Consider the following 20,045-nt stretch of genomic DNA (forward strand, 5'->3'; position numbering starts at 1 on the left):
ATTGAATATTGACTACAAAAGTCCTATACTTGAAAAAAGTATAGGGCTTTTTTATTGAATAATTTTTACAATCATGAAATATTATATCTACCTAATATCATTACTCATTATCACAAGTTGTGGAAAATCAAGTAATGAAATAAATGTTATATGGAATATTACACTGGACAACCCAGTCAAAAACAAAGTTTACATTGTAGGTAATCAAGATTTTTTAGGTAACTGGGATCCTGGAAAAGTACTCATGCAAAAAGAAGATAGCTTACACTGGACCTTTAAGCATACCATTGAAAAAGGTAAGCTAGTAGAATATAAAATATCACAAGGTTCATGGGAAATTCAGATGGCAGATGAGGATGGTCTTGATTTAAGTAATTTTGAATTTATAACTCCCAAAAAAGATACTGTAATTAATATAAAAGTTGAAAATTGGACCAGTAAAATCAATACAATGTTTAAAGGGCAAATCACAGGAAATGTAGCCTACCATAAAAATTTTCACTTTAATGGATTAATAGATCGAGATATAATTGTTTGGCTCCCTCCTTCCTATTCTAAAAATGTAAATAAAGAGTATCCTGTCTTATATATGCATGATGGTCAAAATATCATTGATCCAAAAACTTCATCATTTGGCGTGGATTGGCAGGTAGATGAAACGGTAAATAAATTAATTGAGGATAAACAATTAGATGAAATAATTATTGTTGGTTCTTACTGTACTCAAGATCGCTCAGACGATTATGGAGATACTGAAAAAGGTCAATTATACCGTAAATCTTTCGCTATTGACTTAAAAAACTTTATTGATCATAATTACAGAACAAAGAAAGATAAGCAAAATACAGTAGTAGCAGGATCGTCAATGGGAGGATTAGTTAGTTTTATGTTAGCATGGGAATATCCTGAGATCTACAAAGGAGCTATATGTATGTCTCCTGCTTTTAAATATGAAGACTTTGACTATATTAATTCCATCAAAAAGGACCCTAAAAAAGATCTACTATTATATATTGATAATGGTGGTAAACAAGTCGATATTATTCTACAAGAAGGTGTAGAAAAAATGAAAAAAGAATTAGAACAAAAAGGGTATAAAGAAGGCAAAGATCTATTTGTTGTTATAGATAAAAATGCTCGTCATTCTGAAGGTGATTGGGCGAAAAGGTTTCCATTTGCTATTGAACTGTTTTTTAAGAAAAAATAAGTTTCAATTCAAACATTTAACCCTTTTATTACGTTATTTTGTGTAATAAAAGGGATTTTTTATTCCGCTTAATTATTCATTACAATTAACTTAAAGTATATGAAAAAGTATCTTTTGTCATTACTATTATCAACGTTTACATTCACAGGATTTTCACAGGATTACACTTCAAATAGTAAATTGATAACAGAAAAAGAAAATCAATTAGCTAAGCTTGAGAAAAACTTTGAAGTTGATTCTACAACATTTACTAGTATTATTTATGGTTTAGATAAACAGATTTTAAAATTAGAATCTGAAAAAGATTCTGTTGAAGAATTTTTAAATTCAATCAAACCAACAAATTATGTATATGGAATAATAAAGAAAAATATAAGTATCACAAATAGAGAAAATCAAAACAACCATATCTTTGATGAAGGTGATACTGTTCAATTAATCAACCATTCTCAAAAAACATACACTCTTTATATTAATGATGATGAAAACCTTACGATTAATACTAAATACATTAAACCCATTCACGGACGAAAGAAGACCACCTCATTAATCGCACAATACCAAAACAAACTTGAAGATTATCATAACATTGTCGAGCAATATCCTACTCAAGATTGGTTTCAATACGATATTAAAAGAGTACATAACGAAAAAGAAAAGTATGAACATCAACTTCAAGAATTAATTGATGAAATCAAAAAATCAGAAGATGAGATAAAATTGCTAAGATACATGAACAAAACAAAAACAACTTCTTAAGAATATATTAGTCGCTTTTTATTTTTTTATGAATTTCCACTTGCTTAACTAGCTTTATGAGTTGTCTTAAAGGTGATACTCTTCACTTTTTAATAACTCAAGATGAAAACTATTTTATTACTATTTTTCGCTTTAATTACTACTCCTCTTTTTGGTCAAGAAAAGAAAAATTCATTTTTTAATTCTATCAAATTCTCTATTAATGGGATTAGTGAAATAGCTGGTCAATGGAAACCTTTTGAGGAAGAAGAAGATCAATATTATAACCTACCTACTGAATTACGTGAAGAAGAAGACCGACCTCACACCTATTTTGCAAATGGAATTGATTTACAATTAAACTATATGATAGATGGTGCTGCTATGTTAGGTTTAGGATATCAATATGAACGTTTTACTGGAACAGATATGTATGCACCCATGAACACCTATTATCTTCATTTTAGAACAGGAGATGATTTCGACTCCAAATTCTCTAAATATATTGAACTTGATTTAGGAGGTGTTTTGATGGATCAATATTTTGAAGGCATTATGTACAGAATAACTATTGGTGTAGATTTTCAAATTGATCAATTACCCATTACACCTACATTTAATATGTATCTTGGACAAAGGGCCTTATCAAATATCTCTCATGATAGAAATTCTGGAGGGTTTTATAATATGATTGGTTTTAGTGCAGGGCTAAGAATTAATTAAAAGGTTACAAATCTACTTGCAACCTTTATTAACTAATACGTTTAATGAGTTTTTTTATTCTAAAATTGAAAATGAGTCAAGATATTTTCTATTATCAAATTCTAAAATCACAGAATATTGACCGGGAGGGAAACTATCTAGTTCGTATTTTTTATATTTTTTTGCACCAGCTAAAAACCTACTTTTAAATAAAATATTTCCATAGTAATCTGCAATTTTTAGATCGATAAAACCATTTAAACTATTTTTCATTAGCAAAAATAAATCTTCATTTTTTACTGCTATTTCAAATTTATCTTGATGGCTTGATAGATTTGAATCTAGAAATAAAATAGTTTTCTGTGGACTCACAAAAAATTCTCTATTCATGATTTTATCTTCAAAATTCATTAAAAAATGATATTTACCAAAAGGTAATCTTGATAAGTCTATCTTTTCTTTAACCTTACCTGAACTAATTATTGATTTCTCTTTGAAGATTTTTCCTTTTTCATTTATTATTCTAAAATATACCTCTTCCCCTTTTAAATTTTCAAAGACTAATGAAATAGATGTACCATCCGAAGAGGTAGTAAAATAATAAGAAATACCATTAAAAGGTAAATACACCTTATTAGCAGTAAAAGCATTGATGTTTACAAATAGTACCAATAAGACTGGGTATAGAAATAGCAATATATTTTTCATCATAGTAAAGTTTTGATTAGGGAAAATTTTAAAAGTTATGTTTAAACACAATCAACACACTTCATGAATAGATCTATCAGTATTGAAGTTATTACAAAATTATGAGGTCATTCAAAGGATAAAAATGTAGTACAGCACCATTATATAATCTTTTAGTCAGATCGTTAACTGTCAAAAAGCAGTTTTTAAATTACAATTTTGAAAACAGAAAGGGGTTTTTATTAATAGATTAATATTAAATATAATTATATGATCAATATCTTTAAATATTAATAATATGACATTGTATTAGAAAATTTTAGTTGTAGTAAGTACACTATTAATTTACATTAAAAATTATGATAACATAAGAATAACAAAAAACCTCATACCCTTTCGGATATGAGGTTTTAATATTTTGAAGTTCCTCACTTTCTAAGTATGGTGATGAACTGATTCTTCTAACATTGGGTGGTTTTGTGGAATCAAACCGCCTTTGCTTAAACCTGTAAAGTACAAGTATAAGAAGATCGATAAGAAGATTAAACCAGTACCAATTTCAGTTAAACCAAAACCTCCATTTTCTTTTAATGTACCTGGAACGATAAGTAAGCAATACTCCATGAAGTGACCGAAAATTACAACTACTGCTACAATTTTCATCATGATTGTCTTACGCTTAGCGTCACGAGTCATTAATACAAAGAATGGGAATAAGAAGTTCGTTACTAAGATACCGAAGAATAATGGTGAATATGTATCACTCTTCAAACGGTCAACAAAGTAAATTGTCTCTTCTGGAAGGTTCGCATAGTAAATCAATAAGAATTGAGAGAACCATAAGTACGACCAGAAAATAGAGAAACCAAATAAGAACTTACCTAAGTCATGTAAGTGGTTCTCGTTAACTAATTTCAAATGTCCCATGTCTTGAAGGATCAATACAAACAATGACATGAAAGCCACAGCTGTTACTAACCAACCAGCAAGGATATACCAACCAAATAATGTTGAATACCAGTGCGTATCGATTGACATGATCCAATCCCATGAAGTGATTGATTCTGAAATACCAAAGAAGATAAGGAAAGCAACAGAGATTCTTTGTGCTTTTCTAAAGTACTTTGTAGTACCTGACATATCTTCGTCTTCTGCTTTAGTAATCTTGTTTAGTGCCCATCCGAAGAAAGTCCAAACTGAAACAAAAAGTACCATTCTAAACAAGAAGAATTTTGTATTTAAGAAATCTGTCTTACCTGCAATAATAGCATCATATGTAGGTGAGTTAGGATCAGCAATTCCATCATGTGTCCAGTGGAAAATTGTATGAGAACCAACTAAGAAAGTGATTAACAAAATAATACCACCTACAGGGATGAAATTACGGAAATTCAACATTACTCTCATGATTAATGTAGGCCAACCTGAGTTAGCTACATATTGAAGAGCAAAGAAGAAGAATCCTAAAAGGGCAATACCAGTGAAGAATACTCCACCTACCCAGAAATCTACAATAATACGCTGATACCAGTGGAATTCACCGTGGTGTCCTCCGCCATGAGCGTCACCATGAGCACCATCTGAAGCAACAGAAGCTACCTCAGTTGCATGCTGTACTGCTGCGTGATGGTCATCGTGACCGCCACCCATCATCAAGAAGATCGCACCCAACACGAACAATACCACTCCGATACCGCCGATGAGCAACACGTTCTTCTTCAGTTTACCACCGAATGTAAACTGTTCTTGAACATTTTTAAGATCTACGTCTACGTGTGCCATATCTCTATATTTAATATAGTTAAGATCGTTGGGACGATCTAGTTTCCTTGAAGTTGTCTAACATACTTTACAATTGCCCAACGTTCCTCAGGGTTTACTTGAGTTTTGTGAGGCCACATATTTCCTTTACCATGAGTAATCACGTGGAAAATATGTCCGTCTGTAGCTTTCTTAATCGTTCTACTTTTTAAGTTCGCTACACCGCCATAGACTTTACCTACTTTACCTTTACCGTCACCTTCTGCACCATGGCAAGGCATACAGTAAGCAGTAAACAAGTGTCTACCTTGAGCAATTACTTCTGGAGTTGCTTCTAAAGGATTTTTTAAGTTGGCTGCTGCCCACTCTAAAGAATCTTTAGACACTTCCATGTAATATAAGATAGGTTGGTCAGCAGTAGCTGCTTCATGACCTGTCACTTGCGTAAAGTTTTGACGCTTTACAGTACCTGGTACTGGATCCTTTACATTGATTTTTCTCTTCTCACCTTCTGAGAAGTAATCATTGTAAGGGTTTGAGTTTACAAAGTCAGGGTAATAGAATTGCTCTAATACACCACTGGCGATGTCCTCATCTGAAAACTGAGAAAGCGGCTCGTAAGGTACTGAATGGTACATTTGAGGAGCATATTCAAGACCAGTAAAATTACCGTCACCTTGAATCTTACATCCTGTCATTGCCAATGCAGCTGCACCTATCGCGATTGCTTTCATTACAACTTTATTTGCTCGCATTTTGCGTAATGTTTTTTCGTGATAAGATCATTAACCTTTTAACTCTCTTGCTGAATCAGTTACGCCTTTAGTAAACAAGTCTGACACATAATCGAAGAAAGAAGCTTTCTTTTCTCTTTCTGTGAAACTTTTGTTGTTTACTTCTTCAGCACCAACTTCTTGCAATAAAGCTTTAAGCTCTTCTTCTGTAAGCTTATTTTTAGCTAAATCAATAGCCATAATATGCTTGTCATCTGATTGACGACGGTCGAAGATTTGAGGAACTTTGTGTGGTTTCAAATCTTGTGAAACGAAGAATGAACCCGCCATTCCGAATGCAGAGAATAAAACTGTTAATTCGAAAGTAATTGGCACAAAGTCAGGAATTGCAATAAATCCTTTACCACCAATGATCATCGGCCACTCATAACCCATAATCCACGATTGTAATAAAATCGCACAAGTAGTACCTAGAGCTCCAAATCCGAAAGCTGCTCTTGGCATCCAAGAACGCTTGTAACCTAATGCATCTTCTAAAAAGTGAACAGGATACGGAGTAAATACCTCATAGATATTAACACCTTTCTTTCTTAAAGCCTTTACAGCTTTAATCATGATATCCTCATCACCAAAAACGCCTACTAAATAATTTGTGTTTTTTTCCATCTCTAAATGCTTTTTTATAGATCAACTGGAACTCTGTCTGCCTCAGGTACATCATCGTTAGAAATAGTACGACGAGACTTGTACACTTTAGTATCAGAACTTTTCAATACTGATTTCACCTCTGCCATGTTTACTACTGGGAAGTACTTCGCAAATGCTAAGAACAACGTGAAGAACAAACCAAAAGTAAATACATAACACATCACGTCAGTGATTGTAGGATTAAAGTACAACCATGATGATGGTAAATAATCACGGTGAAGTGACGTTACGATAATCACGAAACGTTCGAACCACATACCAATGTTTACTACAATAGAGATAAAGAAGATAAACGGAATGTTTGTTCTTAATTTCTTCATGTAGAATACTTGAGGTGAAATTACGTTACATGCCATCATTGACCAGTACGCCCACCAATATTGGCCTGTCATACGGTTTACGAATGCATATTGTTCGTATTCTACACCTGAATACCATGCGATTACGAATTCGGTAATATAAGCGATACCTACAACAGAACCTGTAATTGTTACTACAAGTGACATCATTTCGATGTGCTCCATTGTGATATAATCTTCTAATTTATACAACTTACGCGTCACCAACATCAACGTTAATACCATAGCGAATCCTGAGAAGATCGCACCAGCTACGAAGTATGGAGGGAAGATTGTTGTATGCCATCCTGGAATTACTGATGTTGCAAAGTCCATTGATACAATTGTATGTACTGAAAGTACTAGAGGTGTTGATAAACCTGCTAAGATCAATGAAACTGCTTCGTAGTGCATCCAAGTTTTTGCTGAACCGTTGAAACCCATAGAAAGAGCTCCGTAAATCAAACGAGGAATCGGCTTGATTGCACGGTCACGAATTGTTGCAAAGTCAGGAACTAAACCAATAAACCAGAATACTAACGATACTGAGAAATACGTTGAGATCGCGAAAACGTCCCAAAGTAGAGGTGAGTTAAAGTTCACCCATAAAGAACCGTAAGTGTTTGGTAACGGTAAAGCCCAAATACCACCAATCCAAGGACGACCCATGTGTACTACTGGCCAGATAGCGGCACAGATTACGGCAAAGATTGTCATTGCTTCCGCTGCACGGTTAATTGAAGTTCTCCATTTTTGTCTGAATAACAACAATACCGCTGAGATTAGTGTACCTGCGTGACCGATACCTACCCACCATACGAAGTTGGTAATATCCCACGCCCATTGAACTGTCTTGTTAAGACCCCAACGACCAATACCATTCCACAGCAAGTCACCTAAATAGTAACCACCTGCAAGAAGTAAGAATAACGATAACGCCATTCCTGCAAACCATCCCATTGTAGGGTTCGCTTCTACTGGTCGACAGACATCTTCTGTTATGTCCTTATATGTTTTACCACCAGTTACCAGTGGTTCACGGACTTTCGATACTATCTGCATTTTATCTTATGTAGAGTATGAATAACTAATTTTAATGTGGATACCTTTTGAATTACTTCTTAAGGCATCCTTAATTATGCGTTCTTTTCGTCTTTGTTTCTTACTTTACCTAAGTAATAAACGTTTGGACGAGTGTTGATTTCATCTAACACATTGTATGCACGTTCATGTAATTCACCCTCTAATAATTGGCGAACTTCTGATTCTGGGTTGTTCAAGTCACCAAACTTGATCGCACCGCTCGCACAAGCAGAAGCACATGCAGTAGAAACGTCTGAGTCAACCAATGGACGGCCTTCTCTTTTAGCGTTTAATTTACCAGCTTGTGTTCTTTGTACACACATAGAACATTTTTCCATCACACCACGAGAACGAACAGTAACGTCTGGGTTTAATACCATCTTACCTAAATCGTTGTTCATGTGATAATCAAACTCCTCGTTGTTATGATATTTGAACCAGTTGAAACGACGTACTTTGTAAGGGCAGTTGTTCGCACAATACTTCGTACCGATACAACGGTTGTAAGTCATTTGGTTAAGACCTTCAGAAGAGTGTGAAGTTGCAGCTACTGGACATACAGTCTCACAAGGAGCATTGTTACAGTGCTGACACATCATTGGTTGGAATACTACTTCAGGATTTTCAGCTGCACGCTCCATCATTTCGTAATCCGTCATTGATGCTTTTTCTTCTTCTGAGAACTCATCCTCTGGACGTTGGCTGTAATAACGATCTAAACGCAACCAGTGCATTTCACGACGGTTAATTACTTCTTGCTTACCTACGATTGGCACATTGTTTTCAATATGACAAGCAGTAACGCAAGCAGAACATCCATCACAAGAGTTCAAGTCAATCGCTAACCCCCAGTGGTGATTAGGATATTCATGAACATCTGCTTGAATACCAGTTACAGAGTTCCATAATAAAGCAGCACCTGGTTTAGAGGCTGTTACTTCATGTTCATCTTTTTTGTAACCATCATTATTGATATCCCAAGCTGAGATGTCTGTCGCTTTTTCAGGACCTTCGTACGTATTAATCATTACGTCATGTCTAGAAGCAGCAGGATTTTTTACATACTGTGCTAATGTCGTCTCTTGGATAATTGACTCACGTGACATGATTGTTTCGTGTGTTTGCGTTTGAGCAACGTCCACTGTAGCATCACCAGAAGCAACAGATACACCCGAAGTAATTGAATAATTAGTTAATCCTTTCGCATCTAAAAGAGACATTGCATTGAAACCAGCAGCTTCTTCAGCAACTTTACCTAAAGATTTTTGTCCGTATCCTAGAGGAACTGCAACAACACCTTTAGCTAAACCTGGCTGCATGATTACTGGTAATTCAAAGCTACCACTTTTAGTTGCTACTTTAAGAACTCTTTTCTTTGTTTCAAACTCTTTATGAACGTCTAATTTACGAGCGTCCTCAGGAGTGATTGCTACAAAGTTACCCCAAGTTACTTTTGTAATTGGATCTGGAGTTTCTTGAACGAATGGGTTGTTTGCTAAAGTACCGTAACCCATAATAGTTGCAGGGTACGCTACATATTCCCACTCAGAAGTAGTTTTATACTTAGAAGCTACTTTAACACCTGCTGAAGCTGCATCAAATGACGCTGAATAATCAACGTTTGCTACACCTGCATCATGGATTGACTTATAGCTACCTGTATTTTCTGTTTCGTAGATACCATTGTGTAATGATCTCACCCAGAATTTTTGAGCAGTTGCTTCTTTAGAACCTAAAGCAAAAACTTCTTTTTGCCAGAAAGATTTCACTACTTCATCATACTCTTCTTCACTACCTGCCCAAGCTAAGAAAGAATCTTGTGCTTGACGGCAATCAAAGATTGTATTAATTGTTGGTTGAGCTACACTAAAGTAACCTCTTTTGTACTCTGCATCATTCCATGACTCTAAGAAGTGCTTATCAGGAGTATTGAAACCACAAATTTTTGCAGTTGCATCTAAACGATCATTTGTCGCGATAGACAATTTCGTTTTCTTGATACCAGCTGCAATTTCTTTTCCTCTTGCGTAATCATAAACTGGATTACAGTTATAGAAGATTACTGCACCATACTGACCTGATTTTAATGCATCAACGAATTTATTCATTTCAACATCAGAACCTTGACGAGTATAAAGAGGAGTATTTAAATCAATTGTCTTACCGTAGTTACCAAGCATTTGGTTGATTCCGTTCACTAAAAGTTGAACGTTCACATCGTTAATACCTGAAACAACAACTGATTTACCTTTTGCATTTAATAATGCTTTAGCTGCACGAGCGATATTAGCATCCTTGATAGCACCTTTTACAGTAGCATTACCAGTTGCTTTCGCTATTGCATTGTATAATGCTGCAACAGCCACACCTTCTTGAGAAGGTTTTAACGGAGAACGGTAATCAGCAGCAGCACCTGTAATAGAAAGCATTGTCTCAAAACTGAATACTTGAGACATTTTCTTTTTATTAGGACCTACTTTTCTGCCTTTAGCGAAATCTTGAGAGAAGATACCTGGAGCGATCCAGTTACCTAAAAGATCTGCATTAAAACTTACGATTACATCCGCTTTATCAAAAGCATAAGATGGAACGACAGCTTTACCGAACTGTGTTTTATTTGCTTCAATGATTGCAGAGTTGTTGTCTTGGTCATAAGTTACCAAGTCAGCATTGTATTTACCTGCAAATTGATTTAAAACTTTCTTTGTTGATGGAGATACAATAGTATTTGATACTACTGCTACTTTTCCTGCGGCTGCTAAGCCTTTGATGATTTCAGCATCCACTTTCTTCCAAGTAGTAGCTTTACCACCTTTAGAAGGAGCTTTTGCTCTCTCCTCATCATATAAGCCCATGATAGAAGCATTAGCACGAGCAGTGATAGCACCTTGAGAGTACTTTGAGAAAGTGTTACCTTCGATGAAGATAGGTCTACCCTCCCTTGTTTTCACTACTACAGGCATTGCATCAGAACCATTGTAGAATGTAGAAGCATAATAGTTTGCTACACCTGGATCAATGTTTTCTGGCTTATTTAAGTAAGGAATTGCCTTCTTAACTGGCGCCTCACAAGCTGCTAAAGAAACTGCAGCTACAGAGAAGCCCATCACTTTTAAGAAGTCACGTCTGTTGCTTTTGAAATCTCCCTCTGTATTATCTCCATACGCATCCTTAATAGTAAGGTGCTGAGGGAATTCTTTTTCCGCATATTTTACAAACTCAGGGTCGTTAGTTAATTGCTCGACACCCTTCCAATATTCTTTCTTTGCCATTTCTCTATATGTAGAAAATTGTTGAAAGCTTAGTGAACAAAAGGTTCAAAAAGCGACAAATTAATAGTGACATTTAGCACACTCTAAACCACCAATGTCTTTTACTTTCATTGGATCCTTAGAAGTAGCATCGTGCATTTCTACCATTTTGTCATAGTACGCATTACCTTTTGCGTTAACATCTGTCTTACGGTGACAGTCGATACACCATCCCATTGTTAATAATGAGTGTTGTTGTACCACTTCCATTTTCTCAATTTCACCGTGACATGTTTGACATTCAACTCCACCAACTTTCACGTGTTGTGAGTGGTTGAAATACGCTAAATCTGGTAAATTGTGAACACGTACCCATTGGATAGGCTCGTCATTCTCAATTGCTGCGTAGATTTTTTGAATTTCTGGAGAATTCTGACGGATGCTGTTGTGACAGTTCATACAGATGTTCGCAGAAGGAATGTTCGCATTCTTAGACTTTTCTACACCTGTGTGACAGTATTTACAATCAATCTCGTAATACCCTGCGTGAAGCTTATGTGAGAATTGGATAGGTTGGTCTGGAGCGTATCCTTGTTGTACTCCGACTGAGAATAAAGAATCAATAGTTACTTTAGCTACAATCATTACGAATACAAAAGATGACATTCCGATGAATACTTGGCTCTTGAAAATTGCAGCTAAGCTGAATTTTTCGTTGATGTAAGCCTCATCTTCTGCATCCAGTCCTTTTTGTTGTCTTAAATATTGTGTTAATACATTAGCTAAAACTACTAATACGATTAATACAACACCTAAAAGAACTAATAGGCCGACAATAACACCAACCAATAGGTTAGAGCTTACCATCATACCTTGTTGTGGAGCTGCTGCTCCACCTGCGTCAGCTGTTGCCGCTTCTGGTTTTGCTGGACCTTTAATTGTCGCATCCTTTACATATGCTAAAACCTGTAAGATCTCTTCATCAGAAAGATCTTGGTTAGGCATAATTGTAGGTTTGAACTTTTCATATAGTGCTGTTGCGTAAGCATCACCACTTTGAATAGTTTTACCTGGATGTTTAATAAAGTTCGTTAACCATTTAACGTCACGACGCTCATAAACATTTTTAAGCGCCGGCCCGACGCCTTTTTCGTGTACTTGGTGACAGGAAGAGCAGTTGCCATCGAAAAGCTCCATCCCGGCCGAGATCGACGCTTCATCAGTGGGAATGCCGTCTCCTTCCTGCGCAAACGTTGCTACGCTTGTTAGCAGTAAACCGCACACCACAGCCAATGTGTAGCGCAACCTTAATACACTTCTGCCGATACTCATACCATTGAAGTTTTGTATACTAAAAAATTAGATGAAATATGCAATTGTACATTCAGATGCAAAGCTAATACGGGATAGACTTTTTTCAAACTTATCAGCAAAAGGACATTTCTATTAAAAAATCTGAAAATAATGACACAATTATCTATATATCAGTAATTTAATATAGATATAATTCAATAAAAGCTTATTTGGAATAATTCCAAATTACAAAAAAAAGTGACATTAGACATCTTTTTGACCTCAACCTACGTCAGCATAATATTTTAACGGGTGTGAAAGTTGCAAACAAATGAAAAAATAGGAAACTTAAAAAAGTAGTATTAGAGGGCTAAAAACAGACATTTTAGACAATTAGGAGACTTTAATTAATGGAAATTACTTATAATATTTCTCGTATTACTTTTCAATTTTCATAGGTATTAAAGTCTGAAAAATAAGGCTATTTAGAAGCTTTAAAATTAGCTAAGATCATGATCTTACATTTATCAATTAAGATCTCTTTTTTCTGAAATTTCAAGTACCAAAACACTATCGAGACACTACTATTTTCCACTTTAATTTTTCATTTATTTTTTAATAGAAATAATGGATTTTATGGATAGTAGAGATCAGAAAAAAAACTATTATCAAACAGATAGATAAAAATTGAACTTTTTAAAGACGAGAGTCAGAATCACAATAAGAAGAGCAAGCCATTTTAAACATAAAACTCACAAAAAGACCAATCAAATAACATTCAACATTAATCAAAAATATAATTAATTCAATATTCCATACTGAGTTGAAATTGCATAAAAAAAGGCCAAGATTAATAATAATCTTGACCTTTTAGAGGTGCCAGGCGGATTCGAACCGCCGTACGCGGTTTTGCAGACCGATGCCTAGCCGCTCGGCCATGGCACCCTTTTTCTTTAAGACGTTGCAAAAGTAATACATGAATTTTTACCTGCAAAACAATTTAATAAAAAAATCTGTAAATAAAATTTAAGTATCTATAAAACACATATTTAAATTATGCTTAAATTTCGGAACATATAAACATAAGATCAGAATTTATGAAATTAGAAAAGTTTGCAAAGGAATCTTTTGTAACGAGTGCTGAAATGGTACTTCCCAATGACACGAACCCACTTAACAATTTAATGGGTGGTCGATTATTACATTTGATGGATGTTGTGGCTGCAATCTCTGCTCAAAAGCACTCAAATAGAGTTGTTGTAACCGCTTCTGTCGATCAAGTTTCCTTTAAACATTCTCCAAAAATGGGTGATACTATCACATTGGAAGCTCAAGTAACTAGAGCTTTTAATTCTTCCATGGAAGTATATATCCGTGTATGGACAGAAAATATTCCTAATGGCACTAAAATAGAAACGAATACAGCTTTCTTTACTTTTGTCGCTGTTGATCAAACTGGACGACCTATTATTGTTCCTAAACTAAAGCCTGAAACTGCTGTAGAAAAAAAGCTTTATAATGAAGCCTTACAGCGTCGTGAAGTAAGACTTATGATGGCTGGAAGAATTAAGCCACAAGATGCTACCTCACTTCATAAGATTATGAGAGATATGAAGAGTGAAGAAGATAGTAAATAATTAAAATAAAAAACTCATCTAGTTATTTATAAAAAAGTCTCCTCACTTCTAATACGAAATGAGGAGGCTTTATATATTGATCATTTTCTTATTACAATCCTTTGAATTGTCCTAAGAAACGTAGGTCATTTTCTGTGAATAAACGAAGGTCGTTGATTTTATATTTCAACATTGTCATTCTTTCGATACCCATACCAAAAGCAAAACCTGTGTATTCTTCAGGATCAATACCTGATGCTTTTAGTACATTGGGATCTACCATACCACAACCACCAATTTCTACCCATCCAGAGTACTTACAGATGTTACATCCTTTACCACCACAAACTGAACAAGATACATCTAGTTCCGCTGAAGGTTCAGTAAATGGGAAGTAAGATGGTCTTAAACGGATTTTTGTATTTGGTCCAAAGAATTCTTTTGCGAAGTAGTAAAGAGTATCTTTCAAATCTTTGAATGACACATTTTTATCTACATACAAACCTTCTACCTGGTGGAAGATACAGTGTGCACGAGCTGAGATTGTCTCATTTCTGTATACTCTACCTGGAGATAAAGTACGGAAAGGAGGCTTTTGATTTTCCATTACACGAACTTGTACTGAAGATGTGTGTGTACGAAGAGCGATATCTGGATTTTTTTCAATGAAGAACGTATCCTGCATTTCTCTCGCTGGGTGGTTTGGAGGGAAGTTTAATGCAGAGAAGTTATGCCAATCATCTTCTACTTCAGGACCTTCAGAAATATTGAAACCGATTCTTTCGAAAATACGGTTAATCTCCTCACGAACTTTAGTAATAGGGTGAACAGCTCCCATTTCATTAGGAATATTTGGAAGAGTAAGGTCTTGATGTTGAATATCACTTGCCTGTAAATCTTCTAAGGCTGTTTGTAATTCATCGAACTTTTCTTGAGCAGCATTTTTCAAAGCATTGACAGTCTGTCCAAAAGTTTTTCTTTCTTCTGGAGCTACCTCTTTCATTTTTGAAAAAAGATCTGCAATAATACCTTTTCTACCAACTACACCTACACGGAATGCCTCTAACTCTTCTTTCGTCTGAGCTGTTGCTTTCTCAATTTGTTCTTCGATTTTTTTAATCTGCTCAAGCATAATTTCTAAATATATTGACAATGGGTATTCCCCATATATAATCTATTTCTATAGAAAGATAAATCTCTTTCTTTTCAATCTGCAAATTTAATAACTTTCTTCACCTAACACACGAGGAAAATCAGAAAAACGCAATATTCTGTAAAATTTATAGATATGTTTCCAATTGATAACAAAAAAACACCTTTCCAAGTACTTGAAAAGGTGTTTTCACCCTAAGGGTTATTATTTTTAAGTGACTACAAACTAGCAGTTGCAGTTACCGTCTTCGCAATTCTCATCCTCACAAACTTCTACTAATTCGATGTCGAAGTTAAGATCTTTACCTGCCATTGGAGAGTTAGCGTCAACTTTGATGATTTCTTCAGTTAACTCAACAACAGTTGCAGGGATAGGACCTTGAGGGCTTTGAAGACCGATTTGGTCACCCACTTTAGGGTTCATGTCTGTAGGAATGTCACTACGCTTGAATTCGATAATTAAATCCTCACGAGCTGGACCGTAAGCTTGATCGCTAGGGATATTTACCGTCTTTTTCTCACCTACTGTCATACCTTCTACCGCTGCATCGAAACCAGGAATCATTTGACCTGCTCCAATTGTAAATGCGATAGGCTCACCACGCTCAACAGATGAATCAAATTGAGAACCATCGTTTAATGTACCAACGTAGTGTACTTTTACTTTATGACCTTTTTGTGCTACTGACATTGTCTTATCTTTTTATTGTTTGAGCGAACCTACGCTCATTAGGGTGCAAATTTACTAAGATGTTTAAAGTAAACAAGAAGTTGTTAAAAGTTATTTAAAACCTTTAGGAAATGCTCAATAAAAAAGGCATAAAAACCGTTTAAACACGGATTTATGCCTTTAATAATCAGTTTTTATTGACTAATTAATCAGATCATTATTTTTCAAAAACGACAATAATACCATCAGTATAGCTGAATCCCCAGCCACCTGTACCAACATTACTAGAGCTTGCTGATGCTAATGGAGTAATACTTACTAACTTGTATCCTTCCGCTGCATGTTCTTGTAAACACTCATCTAATACTTGAGCTGTTTCGTCTCCACTCACTTTTACTGAACGAAGTCTATCTGATGTCGTTCTTCTCGATTCCTTTTTTGTCTTTAAATGAACAGTCTTGTACATATCTAGTAGTAGTTTATTAATTAATTCGATCACACAATAATAACACTTTTTCGTTATTCATTATTGTGGTCGCGAATAGGTAATCCGTTCCACCTTCCTTTAATTTGAGTTTTTTCCTTATTTGATCTACAGTTTGGGGAAAATTTCTCACTGTTAAATTAGCTTTCAAAGAAGGTACCAAGTTTTTAATTGCTTTCTTTTGAACCTGAGACTTTCCTTTTATTTTAAATTTTCTACCTGGAAAATCTTCTATTAACACATTTGATGTGTACAAATGAGAATTCATTTCCAGTTTTTTCAAATTATACTTTTGAGCAATACTTTTAAATGCCCCTGCCTTCATGATGGAAGCATTTGGTTCATAAAGAAAATCTTCAAGTGTATCTGCCAGCGAAACCTCTAAATATTCTTCCTCTTCTAAAAGAAAAGTAAATGGAGTTTGTAAATTCTCTTTTTTGAAATCAATGCAATGAATTTCTGTTTTTCCTTTTTCTATATTTTCAAGTAGAAATAATACTTCCTTACATTCATTTTCCACTGATACTACCCAAACACTTGTGATATTTTCTAGTTCTCGTACTGCTTGCTTTATATCAATCATAGGTGACAATTTCACCAGTACTTTATCTGTTTTTTGAAAAAGAAGTTCTTTTAGTTCTATTACATTTGGCTCACAATCCGAAATACTCACCATTTTATTATTCTGAGCATCTCTTCTTGCTGGATCAAGATAAATTGCTGATAATTTTTCAGAAAATGATTTTAGCCATTCAATACTATCACCTGCATGAACATTAATATGCTTTCTATCCAATTGTTGAAAATTGAATTTGGCAATTTCTGCTAAATCTTCTTGTCGTTCACAATAATAGACTTGGTCAAATTCAAAAGAAAAAGCCCAATCATCTATCCCCATTCCACCGGTAAGATCTGCTAATGATTCACCATTTAGAATAGATGCTTTAAACTCTGCAGTAATTTCGGAAGAACTTTGCTCTAAAGGTACTTTTGAAGGATAAACAATATCATTAATAGCATACCAAGCAGGCAATTTCTTCTTTGCTTTTTGTCTTGCAGTAATTTGTTGAGCTGCTAACTTTCCATCTACCTCTGAGAGAGTAGCTGCTTTGAAGATGATTTTAGAAGCATCCTCGTTTTCATGCTCTTGTATAAATTGCCTTGTTGCTTGATTTATCATGTTTAGAAAATTGTATCTCCGTATTCTTGAGGAACTGTTTCGTTATTGAGAACTCTTAATCCATTAAGTGCTAAAGCTTTCATTTCATCTTCGCCAGGGAAGACATATACAGGAGCAATATGTCCAACCTTTTTCTGAATATTATCCGTCAACCATTGACCATAAGCCAAACCACCTGTTAAAAGAATAGCATCTACTTTATTTTCCAAAGGTACAACCATAGAAGCAATTTCTTTAGCGACTTGATAAATTAATCCTTCCATAATTTCCCTCTCTCTAGAAGGCTTTTCTTCGGCGATTTCTCTTACTTTCTTAGCATCATTTGTTCCTAGGTAAGCATAAATTCCACCTTTACCTACCAACATTTCCATCATTTGTTGTTGCGTATAGGCACCACTAAAAGCTGCTCTTATTATATCTCCAACAGGCAAACTACCACTTCTTTCAGGAGAAAAAGGACCTGCACCATCTAATGCTTGATTAACATCTATCACTTGTCCTTTTGCGTGTGCTCCTACAGAAATACCTCCACCTAAATGAGCCACGATTAAATTAATTTCTTCGTATTTCTTTCCTGCATTTTTCGCGTATTGTCGAGCAATTGCTTTTTGGTTTAATGCATGAAAAATAGACGATTTAGGGAACTTAGGGTGACCAGAAAGTCGAGCAACATCTGATAATTCATCTACTACTACAGGGTCAGCAATACATGCTTTTATTTTTAATGGAGTTGCAATGTCATGAGCGATTTTAGCTCCAAAATTACTTGCATGTTTTTTAGGTGTTTCTTTCAGATCATGAAGTAAGTTTTCTTCCACAAGATAGACACCTGAAGGAATAGGTTTGCTCAATCCGCCCCTAGCCATTACAATATCCAATGAAGAAAGTTCTATTCCTTTTTCTTTTAAAAAAGATAATACTTTCTCCTTACGAAAATTCAGTTGTTCCTCTTCTTCTATGAACTGTTGTAATTCTTCGGCAGAATGTCTTAATGATTGCTCAAATAACTCATCCTCTCCTTCGTAAATTGCAATTTTCGTAGAAGTTGATCCTGGGTTGATGACTAATATTCTTTGGTTCATGCTCTTAAAATTCAATGGAAGCCGCTGCTAAACGAATACTATTTAGTTTTGTCTCCATAGAATCAGCTCTTGAAGTCAAAACTATTGGTGCTTTCGCTCCTAATATGATTGATGCTACTTTTGCACTTGCAAAGAAAACAAAGGCTTTGTATAAAACATTCCCCGCCTCAATATCTGGAACTAATAATAAATCTGCATCTCCTGCAACCGCACCCTTAATCCCTTTGTGAGAAGATGATTCTTGACTAATTGCATTATCAAAAGCTAATGGTCCATCAATTTCACAATTTCTGATTTGACCACGATTAGCCATGATGGTTAACAAAGCGGCATCAAGAGTTGCTGGCATTTTTTCGTTTACCATTTCCACAGCTGCTAAGGCTGCTACTTTTGGTTTTTTAATACCGATCTTTCTTAAGAATTCAATGGCATTTTTTAGAATACCAATTTTTGTATCGAGATCAGGAGCAATATTCATTGCTACATCTGTCAGAGCTAAAGGCTTATGATACGCCGGAAGGTCAAATAATGCCAAGTGAGAAATTACTCTACTTTTCTTTAATCCCCATTCTTTGTTAAGAACACCACGCATAAGTTCAGCGGTGGAGATATGACCTTTCATTAAGAAATCTGCTTTTCCATTATGAATTAATGAAACAGAAATTTTCACCATTTCCTTTAATTCAATTGCGTGGAAGATTTCAACCTCATCTCCAAAAGAAATATTCAATTCTTCACAGACTTGAAGGATATCATCTTTATTTCCTACAAGTACGGGTTCAATAATATCGGCTTTGTACGCTTTATGTACAGCTTCAAGAGCATTGTCATCTGCTGCTGCACAAAGTACTAATCTTCGCTTTGTTGATTGTGTTTTTAAGATATCAACAAGTTCTGATATACTTTTTAGCATAATAAATAATGGTTAGTATATATGTATGTGGTATGTGTTTTCTTATAAGGGGACTACGTCTAAAATAGAGTAGGATTTTTCAAATTCTGAAACTTTTACATGGACTGACTCTCCTACTTGACAAGGAACATCTCCTTTAAATCTTGCAGATAGTTTTGCTCCAATTTTTGGGTATCGTGTCACTCCTGGACCGCACCCATCAAGTGACTTTACGAAGAACATAATTCCTCCGCCATCGATTGCTAAAACTTCACCATAAAATACACATGTTCCTGGTGTAACTCTTAGACCGTCATCATCCGCAACTACTTGCCCATCACTATCACCTCCTATAATTTGTACTTGCTGTGTTTTACAAGAAAATAAAAGGATAAAAACTGAGAATAAAAGGTAATTAAGTGCTTTCATTTGGCTTTGTATGCTTAACATTTGAAAAATCTATACAG

General features: G+C 35.0%; 18 protein-coding genes and 1 tRNA gene. 4 read left to right on the top strand and 15 right to left on the bottom strand.

Annotation, left to right across the window (positions count from 1 at the left end; translation table 11 throughout):
- Nucleotides 1-73: 73 nt before the first annotated feature.
- The 3 genes from ACXAHM_RS02280 to ACXAHM_RS02290 all read left to right on the top strand — a co-directional run bounded on the left by ACXAHM_RS02280 (nucleotide 74) and on the right by ACXAHM_RS02290 (nucleotide 2,668).
- Nucleotides 74-1,207: an alpha/beta hydrolase-fold protein gene (locus ACXAHM_RS02280; protein ID WP_474958776.1), complete on the top strand. Its 1,134-nt coding sequence runs from the start codon at nucleotides 74-76 to the stop codon at nucleotides 1,205-1,207.
- 99 nt (nucleotides 1,208-1,306) lie between these two features.
- Complete coding sequence (locus ACXAHM_RS02285) at nucleotides 1,307-1,966, top strand: hypothetical protein (RefSeq protein ID WP_474958777.1); 660 nt, start codon at nucleotides 1,307-1,309, stop codon at nucleotides 1,964-1,966.
- A 102-nt stretch (nucleotides 1,967-2,068) separates the two neighbouring features.
- Nucleotides 2,069-2,668 carry a hypothetical protein gene (locus ACXAHM_RS02290; protein WP_474958778.1) on the top strand — a complete coding sequence of 200 codons (600 nt, stop codon included), beginning with the start codon at nucleotides 2,069-2,071 and terminating at the stop codon, nucleotides 2,666-2,668.
- Nucleotides 2,669-2,722: 54 nt separating this feature from the next.
- Here the strand turns inward: ACXAHM_RS02290 and ACXAHM_RS02295 are convergent, their stop codons facing one another.
- The 8 genes from ACXAHM_RS02295 to ACXAHM_RS02330 form a co-directional block, all read right to left on the bottom strand.
- Nucleotides 2,723-3,277, bottom strand: a complete 555-nt coding sequence (locus ACXAHM_RS02295; RefSeq protein ID WP_474958779.1) for a hypothetical protein — start codon at nucleotides 3,275-3,277, stop codon at nucleotides 2,723-2,725.
- Between the two features lie 492 nt (nucleotides 3,278-3,769).
- On the bottom strand, nucleotides 3,770-5,116 hold the full coding sequence (locus ACXAHM_RS02300; protein ID WP_474958780.1) for a quinol:cytochrome C oxidoreductase: 1,347 nt from the start codon (nucleotides 5,114-5,116) through the stop codon (nucleotides 3,770-3,772).
- Nucleotides 5,117-5,154: 38 nt separating this feature from the next.
- Complete coding sequence (locus tag ACXAHM_RS02305) at nucleotides 5,155-5,850, bottom strand: c-type cytochrome (protein ID WP_474958781.1); 696 nt, start codon at nucleotides 5,848-5,850, stop codon at nucleotides 5,155-5,157.
- Between the two features lie 30 nt (nucleotides 5,851-5,880).
- Nucleotides 5,881-6,495: a DUF3341 domain-containing protein gene (locus ACXAHM_RS02310; RefSeq protein ID WP_474958782.1), complete on the bottom strand. Its 615-nt coding sequence runs from the start codon at nucleotides 6,493-6,495 to the stop codon at nucleotides 5,881-5,883.
- Nucleotides 6,496-6,509: 14 nt separating this feature from the next.
- Nucleotides 6,510-7,937, bottom strand: coding sequence for an NrfD/PsrC family molybdoenzyme membrane anchor subunit (gene nrfD / locus ACXAHM_RS02315; RefSeq protein ID WP_474958783.1), 1,428 nt, complete (start codon nucleotides 7,935-7,937; stop codon nucleotides 6,510-6,512).
- A 74-nt stretch (nucleotides 7,938-8,011) separates the two neighbouring features.
- The gene (locus tag ACXAHM_RS02320; RefSeq protein WP_474958784.1) at nucleotides 8,012-11,230 is read right to left on the bottom strand and encodes a TAT-variant-translocated molybdopterin oxidoreductase; all 3,219 of its coding nucleotides are present in this window, start codon (nucleotides 11,228-11,230) and stop codon (nucleotides 8,012-8,014) included.
- Between the two features lie 60 nt (nucleotides 11,231-11,290).
- Entirely contained in the window at nucleotides 11,291-12,493 is a 1,203-nt protein-coding gene (locus ACXAHM_RS02325; protein WP_474958785.1) for a c-type cytochrome, read from the bottom strand.
- Nucleotides 12,494-13,376: 883 nt separating this feature from the next.
- Nucleotides 13,377-13,447: transfer RNA gene (locus ACXAHM_RS02330), tRNA-Cys, on the bottom strand.
- A gap of 152 nt (nucleotides 13,448-13,599) precedes the next feature.
- Between ACXAHM_RS02330 and ACXAHM_RS02335 the strand changes: the two genes are divergently transcribed.
- Nucleotides 13,600-14,139, top strand: a complete 540-nt coding sequence (locus ACXAHM_RS02335) for an acyl-CoA thioesterase (RefSeq protein ID WP_474958786.1) — start codon at nucleotides 13,600-13,602, stop codon at nucleotides 14,137-14,139.
- Between the two features lie 91 nt (nucleotides 14,140-14,230).
- Here the strand turns inward: ACXAHM_RS02335 and ACXAHM_RS02340 are convergent, their stop codons facing one another.
- The 7 genes from ACXAHM_RS02340 to ACXAHM_RS02370 form a co-directional block, all read right to left on the bottom strand.
- A complete protein-coding gene (locus tag ACXAHM_RS02340; protein ID WP_474959028.1) occupies nucleotides 14,231-15,253 on the bottom strand; it encodes a phenylalanine--tRNA ligase subunit alpha in 1,023 nt (340 codons plus the stop codon).
- 243 nt (nucleotides 15,254-15,496) lie between these two features.
- Complete coding sequence (locus ACXAHM_RS02345; protein ID WP_474958787.1) at nucleotides 15,497-15,961, bottom strand: FKBP-type peptidyl-prolyl cis-trans isomerase; 465 nt, start codon at nucleotides 15,959-15,961, stop codon at nucleotides 15,497-15,499.
- Between the two features lie 196 nt (nucleotides 15,962-16,157).
- On the bottom strand, nucleotides 16,158-16,406 hold the full coding sequence (locus ACXAHM_RS02350; RefSeq protein WP_474958788.1) for a DUF4177 domain-containing protein: 249 nt from the start codon (nucleotides 16,404-16,406) through the stop codon (nucleotides 16,158-16,160).
- Nucleotides 16,407-16,422: 16 nt separating this feature from the next.
- Nucleotides 16,423-17,604, bottom strand: a complete 1,182-nt coding sequence (locus tag ACXAHM_RS02355; RefSeq protein ID WP_474958789.1) for a THUMP-like domain-containing protein — start codon at nucleotides 17,602-17,604, stop codon at nucleotides 16,423-16,425.
- A gap of 2 nt (nucleotides 17,605-17,606) precedes the next feature.
- Nucleotides 17,607-18,686 (bottom strand): butyrate kinase, encoded by a 1,080-nt coding sequence (gene buk / locus ACXAHM_RS02360; protein WP_474958790.1) that lies wholly within the window; start codon nucleotides 18,684-18,686, stop codon nucleotides 17,607-17,609.
- 4 nt (nucleotides 18,687-18,690) lie between these two features.
- Entirely contained in the window at nucleotides 18,691-19,599 is a 909-nt protein-coding gene (locus tag ACXAHM_RS02365; RefSeq protein ID WP_474958791.1) for a bifunctional enoyl-CoA hydratase/phosphate acetyltransferase, read from the bottom strand.
- Nucleotides 19,600-19,641: 42 nt separating this feature from the next.
- A complete protein-coding gene (locus ACXAHM_RS02370; protein ID WP_474958792.1) occupies nucleotides 19,642-20,007 on the bottom strand; it encodes a hypothetical protein in 366 nt (121 codons plus the stop codon).
- Nucleotides 20,008-20,045 lie beyond the last annotated feature (38 nt).

The sequence above is a fragment of the Flammeovirga sp. AWQ4_249 genome (genome assembly GCF_056161045.1).